At 71.8% G+C, this 16,983-nt stretch carries 14 protein-coding genes; 8 read left to right on the top strand and 6 right to left on the bottom strand.

Annotation, left to right across the window (positions count from 1 at the left end; translation table 11 throughout):
* The first annotated feature begins 282 nt into the window (after nucleotides 1-282).
* The 7 genes from ABZU74_RS25945 (at nucleotide 283) to ABZU74_RS25915 (ending at nucleotide 8,469) form a co-directional block, all read left to right on the top strand.
* The gene (locus ABZU74_RS25945) at nucleotides 283-507 is read left to right on the top strand and encodes a hypothetical protein (protein WP_355428776.1); all 225 of its coding nucleotides are present in this window, start codon (nucleotides 283-285) and stop codon (nucleotides 505-507) included.
* Entirely contained in the window at nucleotides 504-779 is a 276-nt protein-coding gene (locus tag ABZU74_RS25940; RefSeq protein ID WP_355428764.1) for a hypothetical protein, read from the top strand. The genes ABZU74_RS25945 and ABZU74_RS25940 overlap by 4 nt, the downstream gene beginning before the upstream one ends.
* 113 nt (nucleotides 780-892) lie before the next feature.
* A complete protein-coding gene (locus tag ABZU74_RS25935) occupies nucleotides 893-3,067 on the top strand; it encodes a molybdopterin oxidoreductase family protein (protein ID WP_355428761.1) in 2,175 nt (724 codons plus the stop codon).
* The gene (locus ABZU74_RS25930) at nucleotides 3,064-4,503 is read left to right on the top strand and encodes an FAD-dependent oxidoreductase (protein ID WP_355428758.1); all 1,440 of its coding nucleotides are present in this window, start codon (nucleotides 3,064-3,066) and stop codon (nucleotides 4,501-4,503) included. Before ABZU74_RS25935 ends, ABZU74_RS25930 begins: the two co-directional genes overlap by 4 nt.
* The gene (gene nirB / locus ABZU74_RS25925; RefSeq protein WP_355428756.1) at nucleotides 4,500-7,037 is read left to right on the top strand and encodes a nitrite reductase large subunit NirB; all 2,538 of its coding nucleotides are present in this window, start codon (nucleotides 4,500-4,502) and stop codon (nucleotides 7,035-7,037) included. Before ABZU74_RS25930 ends, nirB begins: the two co-directional genes overlap by 4 nt.
* Nucleotides 7,034-7,381, top strand: coding sequence for a nitrite reductase small subunit NirD (gene nirD, locus ABZU74_RS25920; protein WP_355428753.1), 348 nt, complete (start codon nucleotides 7,034-7,036; stop codon nucleotides 7,379-7,381). Before nirB ends, nirD begins: the two co-directional genes overlap by 4 nt.
* Complete coding sequence (locus ABZU74_RS25915) at nucleotides 7,381-8,469, top strand: uroporphyrinogen-III synthase (RefSeq protein WP_355428750.1); 1,089 nt, start codon at nucleotides 7,381-7,383, stop codon at nucleotides 8,467-8,469. The genes nirD and ABZU74_RS25915 overlap by 1 nt, the downstream gene beginning before the upstream one ends.
* A 44-nt stretch (nucleotides 8,470-8,513) precedes the next feature.
* On the opposite strand, the gene ABZU74_RS25910 is transcribed toward ABZU74_RS25915, so the two are convergent.
* The 4 genes from ABZU74_RS25910 to ABZU74_RS25895 all read right to left on the bottom strand — a co-directional run bounded on the left by ABZU74_RS25910 (nucleotide 8,514) and on the right by ABZU74_RS25895 (nucleotide 13,117).
* Nucleotides 8,514-9,137 (bottom strand): ATP/GTP-binding protein, encoded by a 624-nt coding sequence (locus tag ABZU74_RS25910; RefSeq protein ID WP_030329978.1) that lies wholly within the window; start codon nucleotides 9,135-9,137, stop codon nucleotides 8,514-8,516.
* Nucleotides 9,118-9,483: a DUF742 domain-containing protein gene (locus ABZU74_RS25905; RefSeq protein WP_007465174.1), complete on the bottom strand. Its 366-nt coding sequence runs from the start codon at nucleotides 9,481-9,483 to the stop codon at nucleotides 9,118-9,120. Before ABZU74_RS25905 ends, ABZU74_RS25910 begins: the two co-directional genes overlap by 20 nt.
* A gap of 89 nt (nucleotides 9,484-9,572) precedes the next feature.
* A complete protein-coding gene (locus tag ABZU74_RS25900) occupies nucleotides 9,573-9,980 on the bottom strand; it encodes a roadblock/LC7 domain-containing protein (RefSeq protein ID WP_007465177.1) in 408 nt (135 codons plus the stop codon).
* Nucleotides 9,977-13,117 carry a sensor histidine kinase gene (locus tag ABZU74_RS25895; RefSeq protein WP_355428747.1) on the bottom strand — a complete coding sequence of 1,047 codons (3,141 nt, stop codon included), beginning with the start codon at nucleotides 13,115-13,117 and terminating at the stop codon, nucleotides 9,977-9,979. Before ABZU74_RS25895 ends, ABZU74_RS25900 begins: the two co-directional genes overlap by 4 nt.
* A gap of 444 nt (nucleotides 13,118-13,561) precedes the next feature.
* On the opposite strand from ABZU74_RS25895, the gene ABZU74_RS25890 reads away from it, so the two are divergent.
* Entirely contained in the window at nucleotides 13,562-14,740 is a 1,179-nt protein-coding gene (locus ABZU74_RS25890; RefSeq protein WP_355428744.1) for an ABC transporter substrate-binding protein, read from the top strand.
* Between the two features lie 216 nt (nucleotides 14,741-14,956).
* On the opposite strand, the gene ABZU74_RS25885 is transcribed toward ABZU74_RS25890, so the two are convergent.
* Together ABZU74_RS25885 and ABZU74_RS25880 are read right to left on the bottom strand one after the other, a co-directional pair.
* The gene (locus tag ABZU74_RS25885) at nucleotides 14,957-15,814 is read right to left on the bottom strand and encodes an ABC transporter permease (RefSeq protein WP_355428742.1); all 858 of its coding nucleotides are present in this window, start codon (nucleotides 15,812-15,814) and stop codon (nucleotides 14,957-14,959) included.
* A 103-nt stretch (nucleotides 15,815-15,917) separates the two neighbouring features.
* Complete coding sequence (locus ABZU74_RS25880; protein ID WP_355428739.1) at nucleotides 15,918-16,949, bottom strand: ABC transporter substrate-binding protein; 1,032 nt, start codon at nucleotides 16,947-16,949, stop codon at nucleotides 15,918-15,920.
* Nucleotides 16,950-16,983: the final 34 nt, after the last annotated feature.

Below are 16,983 nucleotides of genomic sequence, written 5' to 3'. Positions count from 1 at the left end.
ACTCAACGACCGCCCCCGCATGACCCTGAACTGGGCCACCCCCGGTGAGAAAATGACCCAGCTCCTCGGTGTTGCAACCACCGGTTGAGCCCGCCAGAAAACGGAAACTGTCCAAGATCTCCACGGTAAGCACCACGGGGCGGCCCCTTCCCACAGTGACGACCAGGGGAGAGCACCGTGCCGGACGAGCCGCCCGATCGGAGACCCAAGCCGAAGCCCACACCGCGGAAGCCGTGCGCGGGTGAGGTCCTGCACCTGACCCGTGCCGCAAGTGTGCAGTTCATGCGCCCGATCTTCGTCCGCGTGATTCGCATTCTCGACTGGCCGACCTACGACGGGTGGCTGTGGATCGACGCTTACGAGCTGGCTGCGAGGGGCCTTGCAGTAGCGCGCCGGTCCCTGTTCGTGATGCCCGCGGGCCTGATCTGGTCGGACCCGCCCGCCCCGGCGGCCCGTCGCCCAGTAACCCGCATGCCCGTCAAGCGCGGTCCGGTGAGGGTCGGATGACCCGCCGCCCTCGCCCGCACCAGCCGATGCGCCCGGCGTGGCTCTGCCGCAACTGCGCCGCTCCCTGGCCGTGTTCACCGGCTCAGCTTCACCTCGCGACCGAGTTCTACGGCCACTCGATCGCGCTGGCGTTCTACCTGGCAGCGAACCTGCAGGACGCGGTTGACGACCTGTATGCCCTGGGCGTCCGCCCTGACCCGCGAGCACTTCATGCCCGGTTCCTGGGCTGGCTGCCCCTGACCCGCCGACCGCACCGCTCCGAATTGCGGTAAGGCTGTCACCCACCCGTCACACCCGCTGCCTCTGTGCGGTGTGAGACCCACTTGACAGGACCGAAACAGAAGAGACCCGGACCGGAAACCGCCCGCCGGCACGCTTTCCCGACATGACAGACGGTGCACGGTCGGCAACTCCACCGGGGCGGACGCCCCGGGAGGTGGCGACGCACTGCCCGTACTGCGCCCTGCAGTGCGGAATGACGCTGCGCGCGGACGACGCCGGGGTGACGGTCCACCCGCGCCAGTTCCCCACCAACCGAGGCGGGCTCTGCCAGAAGGGCTGGACCGCCGCCGAACTGCTCGACCACCCGGAGCGGCTGACCACCCCGCTGGTGCGCGACCCGGTCACCGGCGCGCTGCAGCCGGCAAGCTGGGACACCGCGCTCGACCGGGTGGTCGCCGGCATCCGCGCCGTCCAGGACGACGCCGGCCGGGACGCCGTCGCCGTCTTCGGCGGCGGCGGCCTGACCAACGAGAAGGCGTACGCGTTGGGGAAGTTCGCCCGGATCGGGCTGCGCACCCGGCACATCGACTACAACGGACGGTTCTGCATGTCCTCGGCGGCAGCCGCCGGGATGCGGGCCTTCGGCATCGACCGTGGGCTGCCGTTCCCCCTCGCCGACCTGGGCCGGGCCGACACCCTGCTGCTGGTCGGGGCGAACCCGGCGGAGACCATGCCGCCGCTGGTGCGCTGGCTCACCGAGCAGCGCAGCAACGGCGGGAAACTGATCGTCATCGACCCTCGGGTCACGGCGACCGCCCGCCAGGCCGACCTGCACCTGCAACCGCTGCCCGGCACCGACCTCGCGGTGGCCAACGCGCTGCTGCACATCGCCCTCACCGAGGGTTGGGTCGACCGGGCCTACGTGGCGGACCGCACCACCGGCTTCGACGCGGTCCGCCGCGGTGTCGCCGCCTGGTGGCCGGCACGCGCCGAACAGCTCTCCGGGGTGCCGGTGGCCGACCTGGAGGCGACCGCCCGCGCGCTGGGCACCGGCGGTCGCGTGATCATCCTGACCGCGCGCGGCGCCGAGCAGCACGCCAAGGGGGTGGACACCGTCACCGCGTACGTCAATCTCGCCCTCGCCCTCGGTCTGCCCGGCCGCGACGGTTCGGGTTACGGCTGTCTCACCGGCCAGGGCAACGGCCAGGGCGGCCGGGAGCACGGCCAGAAGGCCGACCAGCTCCCCGGCTACCGGCGGATCGACGACCCGGCCGCCCGGGAGCACGTGGCCGGGGTCTGGGGCGTGCCCGCCGACGAGCTGCCCGGTCCGGGAGTGCCCGCGTACCAACTGCTCGACTCGCTCGGCACTGCGGGTGGCCCACGCGCGTTGCTGGTGTTCGGGTCGAACCCGGTGGTGTCGGCACCCCGCGCGGCCCGGATCGAGGGCCGACTGCGCGACCTCGACCTGCTGGTCGTCGCCGACCTCCTGCTCTCCGAGACGGCCGCGCTGGCGGACGTGGTGCTGCCCACCGCGCAGTGGGCCGAGGAGGACGGCACCATGACCAACCTGGAGGGTCGGGTGCTGCGTCGACGCGCGCTACGCCCGCCGCCGCCCGGCGTCCGAACCGACCTCGCCATCATCTCCGACCTGGCGAAACGGCTGGCCGCCGCAGACTCGACGGATGCCAACCCGGCCGACACCGACCCGGCCAGCGGGCGACCGGCCGCCGTCGCGGCAGCCCGGTTCCCGGCCGACCCGGCTGCCGTCTTCGCCGAGCTGCGCCGCGCCTCCGCCGGTGGGGCCGCCGACTACGCCGGCATCAGCTGGGACCGGATCGACGCCGACGACGGGGTCTACTGGCCCTGCCCGACCGAGGACGGGCCGGACACGCCACGACTCTTCGCCGACCGGTTCGCCACCCCGGACGGCAGGGCCCGCTTCCACCACGTCGACCATCGGCCGGCCGCCGAGCAGGTCTGCGCCACGTACCCGCTGCACTTCACCACCGGCCGGGTGCTGGCCCAGTACCAGTCAGGTGCCCAGACCCGACGGGTGGCCGCACTGCGGCGCGCCGCCCCGGAGGCGTTCGTCGAACTGCACCCCGACCTGGCCGCCCGACTGGGCATCGACGACGGCGACCCGGTCCGGGTCACCTCACGTCGCGGGGAGTTCCGCGCTCCGGCCCGGCTCAGCGCCGGGATCCGACCCGACACCGTGTTCGCCCCGTTCCACTACGCGGGGGCGGGACGCGCCAACTCGGTGACCAACGACGCGGTGGACCCGATCTCCGGGATGCCCGAGTTCAAGATCTGCGCCGTCCGGGTGGAGAAGGCATGACCGCCCGGGTGGTCATCATCGGCAACGGGATGGCGGGCGCGCGCCTCGCCGGTGAACTGCACGCCCGGCAGGGAGACCGGAAGGTCACGGTGCTCGGGGCCGAACCGCACCGCGCGTACAACCGGATCCTGCTCTCCACCCTGCTGGCCGGCCGGATCGACGAGCCGGACGTGGAGCTGACCGAAGCCGCCGGGCACGGCGTCGACCTGCGCAGCGGCGTACCGGTGATCGCCGTCGACAGGACCGCCCGGGAGGTCCGCACCGACGACGGCGAACGGATCGGCTACGACCACCTGGTGCTGGCCACCGGCGCCCGCGCTGTGGTGCCGCCGCTGCCCGGCCTCGACCCGGCGAACCTGCCGGAGCGGGTGGTCCCCTTCCGAACCCTGGACGACTGCCGGCGGATCCTCGCCGCAGCGGACGGCGCCCACAGCGCGCTGGTGCTCGGCGGCGGGCTGCTCGGTCTGGAGGCCGCCCGAGGGCTTGCCACCCGGGGGCTTGCCACCACAGTGGTGCACCCGAGAGAGCACCTGATGGAACGGCAACTGGACCCGGCGGCCGGCGCGGTGCTCGCCGGCACGCTCGCCGGTTTCGGCGTCACCGTCCAACTGGGGGTGTCGGCGACCGGCGTGGCCGCGGACGGCAGCGGTGTCCGCCTCGACCTGGCCGACGGCCGATCGCTGCACGCCGACCTGCTGGTGCTCTCCTGCGGCGTACGACCGGACACCGCCCTCGCGCAGGCCGCCGGTCTGACGGTGCGGCGCGGCGTGGTGGTGGACGACCGGCTCCGCACCAGCGACCGGTCCATCTCGGCGATCGGCGACTGCGCCGAGCACGACGGCGTGCTCACCGGGCTGGTCGCGCCCGCCTGGGCCCAGGCCCAGGTGCTCGCCGACGTGCTGACCGGGACGGACCCACTGGCCCGGTACCGGCCCCGGCCGGCGGTGACCCGGCTGAAGGCCGCCGGGATCGACCTGGCCTCGATGGGCGACGCGGCCAGCGGCGGGTCGGGCGAGGAGCTGACCTTCACCGACCCGACCCGGGGCACGTACGCCCGGTTGCGGATCCGGGACGAGCGGCTGATCGGCGCGATCCTGCTCGGTGACAACCCGGCGGTCGGCACAGTGATCCAACTCTTCGACCGTGGTCAGCCGGTGCCGAGTGACCGGCGGGCGCTGCTGCTCGGCCGGGCGCTCGGCGCGGCCGGCGCGACCCCGGCCGCCTCACCGGCGCTGATGCCGGACGCGGCCACGGTCTGTCAGTGCAACACGGTGAGCAAGGGCGCACTGGTCAGAAGCTGGCGTTCCGGCGCCCGGACGGTCGATGCGGTGGTGGCCGCGACCCGGGCTGGCACCGGATGCGGCGGCTGTCGGGACGCGGTGAGCGGCATCGTCGACTGGCTGAGCCAGGCGGAAACGGTGGAGGTGACGCGATGAGCGGCGGCGATCTGATCGTCATCGGCAACGGCATGGTCGGGCAGCGTTTCGTGGACGCGCTGCGCGCCCGTGACCCACAGGGCAGCTGGCGGGTGACAGTGCTGGCCGAGGAGGGGCGCCCGGCGTACGACCGGGTGCGGCTCTCGGCGTACTTCGACGGGGTGAGTGAGAGCGAACTCAACCTGCACACCCCGCACGACGGGGTGCGGCTGCGACTCGGCGAGCCGGCCACCGCCGTCGACCGGGACCGACAGGTGGTGACCACAGCCGTCGGCGAATACCGCTACGACGCGCTGGTGTTGGCCACCGGGTCGTACGCGTTCGTGCCGCCGGTAGCCGGCACGGAGCTGCCCGGGGTCTTCGTCTACCGGACCCTGGACGACCTGGCGGCGATCCGGGAGTACGCGCGGGGCCGCCGGGCCGGGGCGGTGATCGGTGGTGGGCTGCTGGGTCTGGAGGCCGCGAACGCCCTGCGACTGCTCGGCCTGAGCACCGACGTGGTGGAGTTCGCGCCCCGGCTGATGCCGGTGCAGGTGGACCAGGCCGGCGGCGCGATGCTCCGCCGCTACGTCGACGAGTTGGGCGTACGCACCCATCTCGGGGTGGCGACCACAGCGATCCGTCCCGGCCCGGACGGCGGCGTCGCGGCCCTGGAACTCTCCGACGGCACCTCCCTCGACGCCGAGCTGGTGGTGGTGGCCGCCGGCATCCGGCCCCGGGACCAGTTGGCCCGGGACGCCGGTCTGCCGCTGGGGCCGCGCGGCGGGGTGCTCGTCGACGCGACCTGCCGCACCGCCGACGAGCGGATCTGGGCCGTCGGCGAGTGCGCCGCGGTCGACGGCACCTGTCACGGGCTGGTCGCACCGGGGTACGCGACGGCCGAGGTGGTGGCCGATCGGCTGGTCGGCGGCGCGGCGACCTTCCCGGGCGCGGACACCGCCACCAAACTCAAGCTGCTCGGCGTCGACGTGGCCTCGTTCGGCGACGCGCACGGCGCGACCGAGGGCTGCCTGGACGTCACGTTCACCGACCCGGCCACCCGGGTCTACGCGAAGCTGGTCCTCTCCGACGACGCGCACACACTGCTCGGCGGGGTGCTGGTCGGTGACGCCAGCGCGTACCCGACGCTGCGCGCCAGTGTGGGCGGCCCGCTGCCCGCCGCGCCGCTGGCGCTGCTCGCCCCCGACGGCGGTGGCGCGGACGCCGGGACGCTGCCGGCCGGCGCGCAGGTCTGCTCCTGCAACGCGGTGACCCGGGGCGACGTGGACGCCGCCATCGCCGACGGGTGCGCCGACGTGCCGGCGTTGAAGGCGTGCACCCGGGCTGGCACCAGCTGCGGCTCCTGCGTGCCGATGCTGAAGCAGCTCCTGGACGCGGCCGGGGTGGCGCAGTCCAGCGCGCTCTGTGAGCACTTCGACGTCAGCCGGCGGGAGCTGTTCGAGATCGTCCGCGTCCGCGGCATCCGCACCTTCTCCCGGCTGGTCGCCGAGCACGGTCGGGGCCGCGGCTGCGACATCTGCAAGCCGGTGGTGGCGTCCATCCTCGCCTCGCTGGGCAGCGGGCACGTGCTCGACGGCGAACAGGCGTCGTTGCAGGACACCAACGACCACTTCCTGGCCAACCTGCAACGCGACGGCAGTTACTCGGTGGTGCCCCGGATCCCCGGCGGCGAGATCACCCCGGAGAAGCTGATCGTGATCGGCGAGGTCGCCCGGGACTTCCAGCTCTACACGAAGATCACCGGTGGGCAGCGGATCGACCTGTTCGGGGCGCGGGTGGAGCAGCTGCCGCAGATCTGGCGGCGGCTGGTCGACGCCGGCTTCGAGTCCGGTCACGCGTACGGCAAGGCGCTGCGCACTGTGAAGTCGTGCGTGGGCGAGACCTGGTGCCGGTACGGGGTGCAGGACTCGGTGGGGTTGGCCGTCGCGCTGGAGCTGCGCTATCGCGGGCTGCGTGCGCCGCACAAGCTCAAGTCGGCGGTCTCCGGTTGCGCCCGGGAATGCGCGGAGGCGCGCAGCAAGGACTTCGGCATCATCGCCACCGAGACCGGCTGGAACCTCTACGTCGGCGGCAACGGTGGCTTCCGGCCCCGGCACGCCGACCTGTTCGCCACCGACCTGTCCACGGACGCGCTGATCAGGCTGATCGACAGGTTCCTGATCTACTACATCCGTACCGCCGACCGGCTGCAACGCACCGCCGGCTGGATCGAGGCCATGGACGGCGGCCTGGACCACCTGCGCTCGGTGATCGTGGACGACTCGCTCGGGCTCTGCGCGGACCTCGACGCGGCGATGGCCCGACACGTGTCGACGTACTCCGACGAGTGGCGCGACGTCCTGGACGACCCGGATCGGCTGCGCCGCTACACCTCCTTCGTCAACGCCCCCGACGTCCCCGACCCGTCGATCACCTTCACCCGGGAACGCGGCCAGCCAGTGCCCGTACGCGACCATCCCCCGACCGGATCCGAGCCGACAGACGGTCACCGTCGGCAACCGGTCACCCTCGGCCTACCGGAGGTACGGCGATGACCCAGACCCTCACGCTGACCTGGACCACCGTCTGCCTCCTCGACCGGTTGGAACCGGACCGGGGCGTCGCCGCCCTGGTCGACGGGGTGCAGATCGCCATCTTCCGAACGGCCGACGGGCTGTTCGCGATCGACAACCGCGACCCGGTCTCCGGGGCGTACGTGCTGTCCCGGGGCATCGTCGGCAGCCGTGGCGGAGTGCCGACGGTCGCCTCACCGCTGCACAAGCAGGTGTACGACCTGCGCAGCGGGCACTGCCTCGACCTGCCCGGGGTGGCCGTGGCCCGACACGACGCACGTTGCCGGAACGGGCTGGTCGAGGTGCGGCTGCGACAGGAGGGTTGATGCGGGAAGAACTGGCGGGCTTCACCATCGGGGTGACCGCCGACCGGCGGCGCGACGAGTTGGCCGCGCTGCTCGAACGACGCGGTGCCCGGGTGGTGCTCGCCCCGGCGCTGCGGATCGTGCCGCTGTCCGACGACACCGAGCTGCGCGAGGCGACCCGCGCCTGCCTCGACCAGCCGCCGGACATCCTGATGGCCAACACCGGCATCGGCATGCGCGGCTGGCTGGAGGCGGCCGAGGGCTGGGGGCTGGCCGAGCCGCTGCGCTCCGTGCTGGCCAGCTCGTACGTGGTGGCGCGCGGCCCGAAGGCGCGCGGCGCGATCCGGGCGGCCGGGCTGCACGACCAGTGGTCGCCCGCCTCGGAGAGCTGCGACGAGGTGGTCGACCATCTCTGCCGGCGCGGCGTGGCCGGGCAGGTGATCGCCATGCAGCTGCACGGCGAGCGGCAGCCCGAGTGCACGCTCGCGCTGGAGGCGGCGGGCGCCACTGTCATCGAGGTGCCGGTCTACCGCTGGGCGCCGCCCACCGACCCGGCACCGCTGCACCGGTTGATCGACCTGATCGCCGGCCGGCTGGTGGACGCGGTGACGTTCACGTCGGCGCCGGCGGCCGAGGCGTTGCTGCGGGCCGCCGGTGACCGCACCGACGCGGTGCTGTCCGCGTTGCGCGGCGACGTGTTGGCCAGTTGCGTCGGAGCGGTGACAGCCGAGCCTCTGCTGCGGCGCGGGGTGCCGGTGAGCGCGCCCGGCCGGGCCCGGTTGGGCGCGCTGGTGCGGACCATCGTCGACGAGTTGCCCCGCCGGACCGTGACGTTCAAGGCCGGTGGGCATCTGCTCACCTTGCGCGGGCACGCCGCGGTGATCGACGGCGAGCTGCGGCCACTCGCGCCCGCGCCGATGGCGGTGCTGCGGGCGCTGGCCCAGTCCCCGGGTCGGGTGTTGTCCCGCACGGCGTTGCTGCGGACACTGCCCCGGGGCGCTGACGAGCACGCCGTGGAGATGGCCGTGGCCCGACTACGGGCCGGCTTGCGCGCGCCACGTGTGGTGCAGACCGTGGTGAAGCGCGGTTACCGACTCCGGGTCGACTGAGTGCGTCACGGCCGGCCGTCGCGTGCCGGCCGTGACGCGACGGTTCAGCCGACCGGCGTCGGGAAGCCTCGGCCGTGCTCGGACTGGAGCCGGAGCATGGCGTGCTCGACCACAGTCACCAGCACCTGCTTGACCGAGTCCCGCTGCCGGGCGTCGGTCATCACCAGCGGCACCTGCGGCGAGATGGCCAGCGCCTCGCGGACCTCCTCCGCCTCGTACTGCGGTGCGCCGTCGAACTTGTTCAGCGCCACCACGTACGGCAGGTTTCGGTTCTCGAAGTAGTCCAGCGGGGCGAACGCGTCGGTGATCCGGCGGGTGTCCACAAGCACTGCGGCACCCACCGCCCCCCGGATGATCTCGTCCCACATGAACCAGAACCGAGTCTGACCCGGTGTACCGAAGAGGTACAGGATCAGGTCCTGGGCCATGGTGATCCGGCCGAAGTCCATGGCGACCGTGGTGGTCTCCTTGCCCGGCACCTTGGACGGATCGTCGATACCGACACCCGCCGCGGTCATCAACGCCTCGGTGGTCAGCGGTGTGATCTCGGAGATCGCCCCGACCAGTGTTGTCTTACCGACGCCGAAGCCGCCCGCGACGACGATCTTCGCGGAGACGATTCCCCGGCCCGGCCGCCCCCCTGCGGGGTCATAGCCTGCGAAGTCCACTTAGCACCCTTCCAAGCAGTTCCATCCGCTCCTCGAACCCCTCGGCGGGAGCAGCAGTGTGTAACGTCAGCAGGCTCTCGGCCACCATGTCGGCGACCAACACCCGGGCGACGCCCAGCGGCATCCGGGTATACGCGGCGATCTCCGCCAGCGACTGTGCTCGGCCCTCACAGACCGTGGCGATGCGGTGCTTGTCATGCCCGGCGAAGCGGGACTCGGCGACCTGGGTGGGAGAGGCGGTGAGGACGGCCTCGAGGGCGATGTCCTGCCGGGGTTCGGTACGACCACGGGTGACCGCGTACGGACGCACCAGTGCGCCGCGCGGGTCAGCGCGTCGTTGGTCCATCCCCGATCACCTCCTCGTCCCTTGCTGAGCCGGACTGCGCCGCCTCTCGTCCCTGGTCCGGCGCCCGGAACGAGCGCCGCCTTCCGGTGCTAGGAGCGCACCGCGTCGCGCGGCAGCGGCACCAGCGCGGCACCCACCCGCTCGACCAGGAGCGCCATCTCGTAGCCCACCTGACCCACGTCGCAGCTGCGCGCGGCCAGCACGGCCATCGAGGAGCCGTCGCTGATCGACATCAGGAAGAGGTACCCGCTGTCCATCTCGATGACTGTCTGCAACACCCCGCCCGCGCTGAACATCCGGGCCGCGCCCTCGGTCAGGCTCACCACCCCGGAGGTGATCGCGGCGAGCTGGTCAGCCCGGTCCCCCGGCAGATCCCGGGAGGACGCGAGCAGCAGCCCGTCGGCGGACACCGCCACCACGTGGGCGATGCCCGCCACGCTGTCGGCGAAGTTGGTGAGCAGCCAACCCATGTCCTGCATGGCAGCTGGCCTGTTCATCGGCTCTCCTTGGTCGAGGTGCTGTTCAGGTCCGTTCCGGCCGTCCGACCGCGCTGCACACCGCGGTGGTAGGCCGACAGCAGACCACGTACTTCATCCGGGGTCCGCCGGCTGCGGTCCCGGCCGCTCTTCGGTTCGATGCCACCCGGCACGAGCTGTGCCTGCGGCACCCGCTTGGGCAACCCGGAGCGGGTGGTCCCGGCGGGCGCCGGCTCGGCAGCCCGGCTGGCCCGGGACCAGCCCTCGTCCGCCGCCGTACGCCAGGCCTCCGGGTCGGGGGCGGGCGCGGCCGGAGCCGTCCGCCCCGCCGAGGGCGGGTTGTACGACGGTGGTGCCGACGGTGGCGCCGACGGCCGTGCCGCGAACCCGTCCATTGTGGTGCCGAGACCCTCGGCTCCCGGACCGGTCGTGCCGTCGGTGCCGCCCGGGGTGCGGGTCGGCAGTTTCGGTCGGGCCGGCGACGCGGCCGGCACGGGCGCGGAGCTCGGCTGGCCGCCGTTGCCGCTGCGCAGGCCGGCGTCGGCCGGGGTCGCGGGCGCGGGTGGCTCGTCGAAGTTGGGCCGGGTGAAGATCGCGGTGGCGTCGTCGCCGTGCGACCGGAACCAGACCGCCTCCATCTCCCGGAAGATCGGAGCCTCGGCGGGGAAGTCGGGCCGGGTGCTGACCGGCGCGGCCGGCACCGGTGGCGCAGCCGGCGGTGCCACCGCGCCCGGCCCGGCGACCGGCCCGACCGGGAGGCCCTGGACACTGCGCCCGTCCCCGGCGTCCGCGCTGGAGCCGCGCCGAGGCAGCGGGTCGACGGTCGGGTAGGCCACTGTCGGGCTGCCCAGCGAGGCGCCCGCGCCGTTGCTGTACGCCGGCCGGGCCGGCGGGAGCGGGGCGGCGGGTGCCGGAGCGGCGGGTGCAGGGGCGGCGGCTGCGGGAGGCATGGCCGCGCGCGGACCGGTGTAGCCACCCGCCTGCACGGCCGGGGTGGTGTCCCGCGAGTCCAGCGGCGACTGCCACTGGGCGGGTGCCGGCGTGCTGGTCCGCCACTGGTCGGGCAGCGTCGCCGCAGCTGTGGTGGCACCGGCAAACTGCTCGGCGTGACCGACCGGGGTGAGCGGGTTCTGCTCCACGGCCATCGGCTGGCGCGGCCGGGTGAGCACCTGGTCGCGGCCCCGGTTGCTGGGCAGCACCACGGTGGCGGCGGGCAGCGTCACCTGGGCGACGGTGCCGCCCTCGACGTTGCGGCGCAGCTCCACCCGGATGCCGTAGCGGGAGGCGAGCCGGCTCACCACGGCCAGACCCATCAGCCGGAACGCGGCGACGTCGACGCTCGGCGGCGCGGCCAGCCGCCGGTTGAGCGAGTCGAGCTGCTCGTCGGTGAGGCCGAGCCCACGGTCCTCGATCTGGATCAGGACGTAGTCGCGGATCCGCCGGCCGTCGGCGACCACAGTGGTGTTCGGCGGCGAGAACCGGGTGGCGTTGTCGAGGAGTTCCGCGACGAGACGTACCACGTCGTTGACCGCGTGCGCGGCCACCGAGATGTCGGTGTCCACCGTCCCGAACTCGATGCGGTTGTACAGCTCCACCTCGGACTGGGCGGCGCGCAGGACGTCCACCACCAACGCGTCGTCACGACGCGGTACGGCGGAGTCGGCGCCGGCCAGGACCAGCAGGTTCTCGTCGTTGCGGCGCATTCGGGTGGCCAGGTGGTCCAGTTCGAAGAGCTGCGCGAGCCGCTTCGGGTCCTCCTCGCCGCGCTCGATCGCGTCCAGCTCGCCGATCATCCGGTCGACCAGGGTCTGACTGCGGCGGGCCAGGTTGAGGAACATCGCCGAGACGCTGGTACGCAGTGCCGCCTGCTCGGCGGCGACCCGCACCGCCTCCCGGTGTACGACGTTGAAGGCCAACGCCACCTGACCGACCTCGTCGCGGGTGTTGAGCTGGATGGGGTCCCGGACCTGTCGGACGATCTCGTCCACCCCGCCATCACCCACGCTGCCCATGTTCTGCAGCCGCTGCACGGCGTCGGGCAGGTCGTGGTTGGCCACCGAGAGGGCGCCCTCACGCAGCCGGCGCAGCGAGTGGTTGAGCGAGCGGGCCAGCACCACGGCCAGCGACACGGCGATGATCAGGGTCAGCAGCACCAGGGTCGACTCGACCACGGCCTGCCGGATGACGTCCGATCGTGCCTGGTCGGCCTGCTGGAGCAGTCGGTCCTGGAGTTGGATCTCGGCCCAGCGCATCAGGTCGTTCACGGCGCCGATGGCAGCGGTGGCGTCCTGCGCGGTGACCAGGGGGCGCTGCCCGACCGAGCGGGTGATGTCGGTGGCCACCCGGTCGGCCAGGCCGACCGCGTCGCCGGAGACGGTGCTGTTGACCAGGGCGCGCTGCACCGGGTCGGCGGCCAGCGAGAAGGCGACCAGGGCCTCCTGCTGGCCGGTCAACGTTGCGACGAAGGACGAGAACTGCTCCGAGTCGAGCTGGCCGGCCGTCAGCGCGGTGAAGGCGACGGCCTCTTCCTCGGCGACGGAAGCCTTGGCGCGGGCGAAGGCGGAGACCGCGCGGCGGCTGTCCGCCAGGCTCTCGTCGCCGGGCAGCTGGGCCAGGCCGTCACCGTACGAGACCAGGTCGGTGAGGATGACGCCGTAGCGGAGCACCGCCTCGGCGACCGCCATCTGCCGGCGGTCCAGCACCTCCTGACGGGTGCCGTCCAGGGTCGCCAGGTGGTCGTCGATGGCGGCCAGCCGGTCCCGCAGGGCGGCCGGCACCTCGCCGATCCGGCCCCGCTCGGCGCGGTACCTGTCCACCTGCTGCTGCGTCTGGCGGACCCGCAGGTTGTACGCGTCAGCCGGCTGCTGCGGAGTGGCCAGGTAGGCGGCCGCGGCCATCCGTTCGGCCTGGAGGTCCTGGGTGAGGGCGCTGACGTCGATGGAGAGGGCGGTCAGTGACCGGGCCCGGGTGGCGTCGAAGGCACCCTCACCGACGGAGATCAGGCGGACCGTGGCCAGTGCGATCACCGCCGCCACCGGGACGACCAGAATCAGTGCCAACTTGGACCGGATCCGGGCGTCACGCAGTCTCGGCATCCGTCGGCGCTCACGCCGACCGCTATCGCCGAGCGCGGGCAGGGTCGTCGGTCCGGTGCTCACGACATCGCCTCCGTCGTTTCTTCCCCGCCTGAGCCGCCGAGCCATGCCGTAAGCGGAGGGGACCACGCGCGGCACGGCCGCGATTTCATCAGAGATGATCCTGTTTGGGAAGGCGCAGTGAGGTAGGAAACGGTCGGACGGAGCGCATCCCGTGATCCGGGCAACTGATACCTTCATTTCCGCAAGCCCCTGAACAGGGCATGTAACTCCAGAGTGGTCACGCGTGTATGCAAAGTGAGCTTTTGCAAACATTGCGTTACCCCAGCATGTGGGATGGCCGTCCCGAAAATGCTGCCGGGGTCCGCGCTTGACCACAGCGCCGGCCATTGGCAAGGTTTTGCAGGCTTCGCGCACACCGTACGGCAGAGGAGATCCCGTCCTCCACTGAGGACGGATTAGCGGCGGTGACCGGGCAGCGCCCGCGCCCGCACCTGGAGGACTGAGTTGAGCCCCATCCGCTCCGCGACCATCGCGGCGCTCGCATCGGCCGTAATGGCCACCACGCTCACCGGCTGCCAGTTTGGCGGAGCGGAGAAGGACACGAGTCCGATCGTGATCGCCGCCGATCTCGAACTCTCCGGCGCCGCCGCCACGGTTGGCCGGACATACCAGCGAGCCCTCGAACTCAAGGTCGAGCAGTTGAACTCCTCCGGAGCGCTGAACGGCCGGGAGATCAAGCTGACGGTGAAGGACAACCGTTCCGACTCGGCCGAGTCACTACGCAACATCGTCGACTTCAGCAGTGATTCGCGAGTCAGCGCCATCATCATGGGCGGCTGCAACGAATGCGCGGTCGGAGCGGTCGGGACCATCAACGAGAAGCGGATTCCCACCATTGCGCTAGCCGCTTCCGGCGCAATCGCCGCGCCAGCCGCAGAACGGCGTTACGTGTTCAAACTGGGCCCTAACGCCCCGGACAGCGCCGCCGCACTGACCACCGAACTGCGCCGCAACAACGTCCGCAAGGTGGGGATGCTGGTCAGCGACGACGACTACGGCCAGGAGGGCGCGACCGCACTCAAGAGCGAGCTCGACAAGGCCAACATCTCCCTCCGACAGCAGCGGATCAAGACCACCGACACCGACGTCAGCCAGCAGGTCCAGCAGCTCACATCGGGCAAGCCCGACGCGATGGTCTTCTGGACCCCGCCGGAGCAGGCGACACTGGCCGCCACCAGCGCCCAGCAGAGAAGCTTCCGTGGGTCGATCTACTTCGACGCGGGAGCGGCCGGGGACCTCTTCCTCGGCTCGGCGGCCAAGGCGACCGAGAAGGCCACGCTGATCTTCACGCAGACCATGGTGATCGACGACGTTATCGCGACCACGCCGGCCAAGGCGGCGCGGCGGCAGTGGTTCCAGGACTACACGGCACGCTTCGGTGGCTACAACGGGTCCTCGTCGTTCGCCGCGGACGCCGTCCAGCTGATCGCCGACGCCGAACTGCGCGCCGGTGGTGAGATCGGGAAGGTGGACCGCAACGGCATCCGGGACGTGCTGGAGACGTCCCAGATGGACGGCCTCTCCGGCCCGATCCGAATGACCCCGGACAACCACAGCGGCCTGATGCCGCAGGCGCTCACCACGCTGGTCGCCCGCAACGGTCGCTGGCGGTTGGCGGGGTAACGCTCGCTGGCCTTGTGGTTCTTTCCGGCGGGTTCGTCGGGGTGCCGGGTGGGGGTGTGGCCCACCGTGCCCGGCTCCGGGCGGTCAGGCTTGATCCCTCCGCCGGGCACGGTGGGCCACACCTTTTGCACCAGCAGCGTCGATGAGACGGGCCGGCCTCCCAGTTGGGGGGCCGGCCCGTTCGCGTTCCGGGGTTGACCTCTTTGGTGTGGATGGTCAGCGGCTGCTGGTGGTTTCTCGCACCCAGGGCAGCGCGATCCGCTCGATCAGCAGGAGCGCCGAGTACAGCAGGATGCTCACCAGCGCCACCAGCATGATCGCCGCCCAGGCGGTGGCGGCGTCGCCGATGCCGGCGTACTGCGTGATGACGTAGCCGAGGCCGCTCTCGCCGGCCTGGAACTCACCGATCACCGCGCCGATCGCGGCCAGTGGCATGGCCACCTTGAGCCCGACGAAGATCTGCGGCAGCGCGGCCGGGAAGCGCACCTTGCGGAACGCCTGCCAGCGGGAGGCGTTCCAGGACCGCACCAACTCGGCCAGGTCAGCCGGCGTGGTGGTCAGCCCGGTCGCGGTGGACAACACGATCGGGAAGAAGCAGAGCAGGAACACCATTGTCAGGATCGGCTTCTGACCCCAGCCGAGCGCCACCACCAGCAGCGGGCCCAGCGTGATCTTGGGCACCGCGTTCACCGCGACCAGCAGCGGCGTGAACATCCGCTCCACAGTGCGGGAGCTGGCCAGGGAGAGCCCGATCAGCACACCGGCGGCCACCGAGAGGGCGAAGCCGGTCAGGATCTCCAGCGTGGTGTCCCAGGTGTGCTCCAGCATCTGCGCGGGCTTCTCGACGAACGCGCTGAACACGTCACCGGGCGGCGGCAGCGCGACCGGGTGGACCAGTTCCAGTCGGGCGATCAGCCACCACGCCGCCAGCGCGATCAGGATGCCGACCACAGGGAGCGCCGCCCCGGCCCCGGCCCGGAGACCGGCACCTCGACCCGCGCGCCTCGCCTCGGGGCCGGCACTCGGGGGTGGGGATTCCGCCACCGCCGGGTCCGTTGACCGAACGTCGGTCATCTCTGTCCTCCTCGAAATCCCACGGCCCGCCGGGGTGCCGACGAGCGACGGGGGTACGCCCCACCGGAACGGCGGGACGTACCCCCTGATGACGACCGGACGATCAGGCCTTCGGCGCGAGGCTGAAGTCGATGATCTGCTCGGGGGTGATGTTCTGCTTCAGCGCGCCGGCGCCCTGCAGGATGGCGATGCTCTTGGCGACCCGACCGCTGTCCAGGGTGCCGATCGCGGTGCCGGTGTTGCCGGAACGGACGTACGCGGCCATCAGCTCCAGCTCGGCGGCGGCGGAGACCGGGTTGGTGGCGTCGACGTTCTTCTTCAGGATGTCGGCGGCCTCCTTGGAGTTCGCCAGGCTGTACTCCAGACCCTTGAGCAGCGCCGCGGTGAACCGCTTCACCATCTCGGGCTTCTCCTTGGCGATCTTCGAGGAGGTGATCAGCACGTTGCCGTAGAGGTCCTGCATCACGTTGCTGTACGGCAGCATGACGGCCTTCTTCTTGGTCACCCCCTCGATGGTCGGCTGACCGACGACGAACTGACCGATGCCGTCCACCGACCCGTTGGCCAGCGTGCCGATCAGGTTCTGCGCCTCACCGTTGACCCAGGTCACCTTGGTCGCGTCCACCCCGGCGAGCCGGGCGTACGTCGGGAAGAGGTTGCGGACCACGGACCCGGGGGTGTCGGCGAGCTTCTTGCCCTCCAGGTCCTTCGGCGAGCTGATGTTCTTGCCCTCGACGGTGGCGATGCCCGCCATGGTGCGCTGCTGGATCGCGGCCACCGCGGTGAAGTCCTTCGCCTGGCCATTACCGAGCTGGAGCAGACCGCCGGTGAGGTCGATCGGGCCGAAGTCGGCCTGGCCGCCGACGACGGTCTGGATCACGCCACCGGTGCCCTGACCAGCCTTGATCTCGACCTCGAAGCCGGCTTCCTTGAAGAAGCCCTTGTCCTTCGCCACCCAGGCGTAGGAGTCGCGACCGAAGTTACCGAACGAGGTGAGGTAGGTCACCTTGTCCAGCGCCTTGCCGTCGCCGCCCTTGGCATCGTCGGCCGAATCCGACCCGCTGCTGCAGGCCGAGACAAGGGCGAGGGCGGTGGCCAGCGCGGCCGTAGCGACCGTACGGGTCAGCCTTCTCATCAGTGCACCATGTCCTTTCCGACCGGGGCCGGCA

The organism is Micromonospora sp. NPDC005171 (genome assembly GCF_040608575.1).
In the GTDB taxonomy this organism is placed as follows: Bacteria; Actinomycetota; Actinomycetes; order Mycobacteriales; family Micromonosporaceae; genus Micromonospora.
Note: the sequence above shows the minus strand (reverse complement) of the source record. Positions and strands in the feature narration are given on the sequence as shown.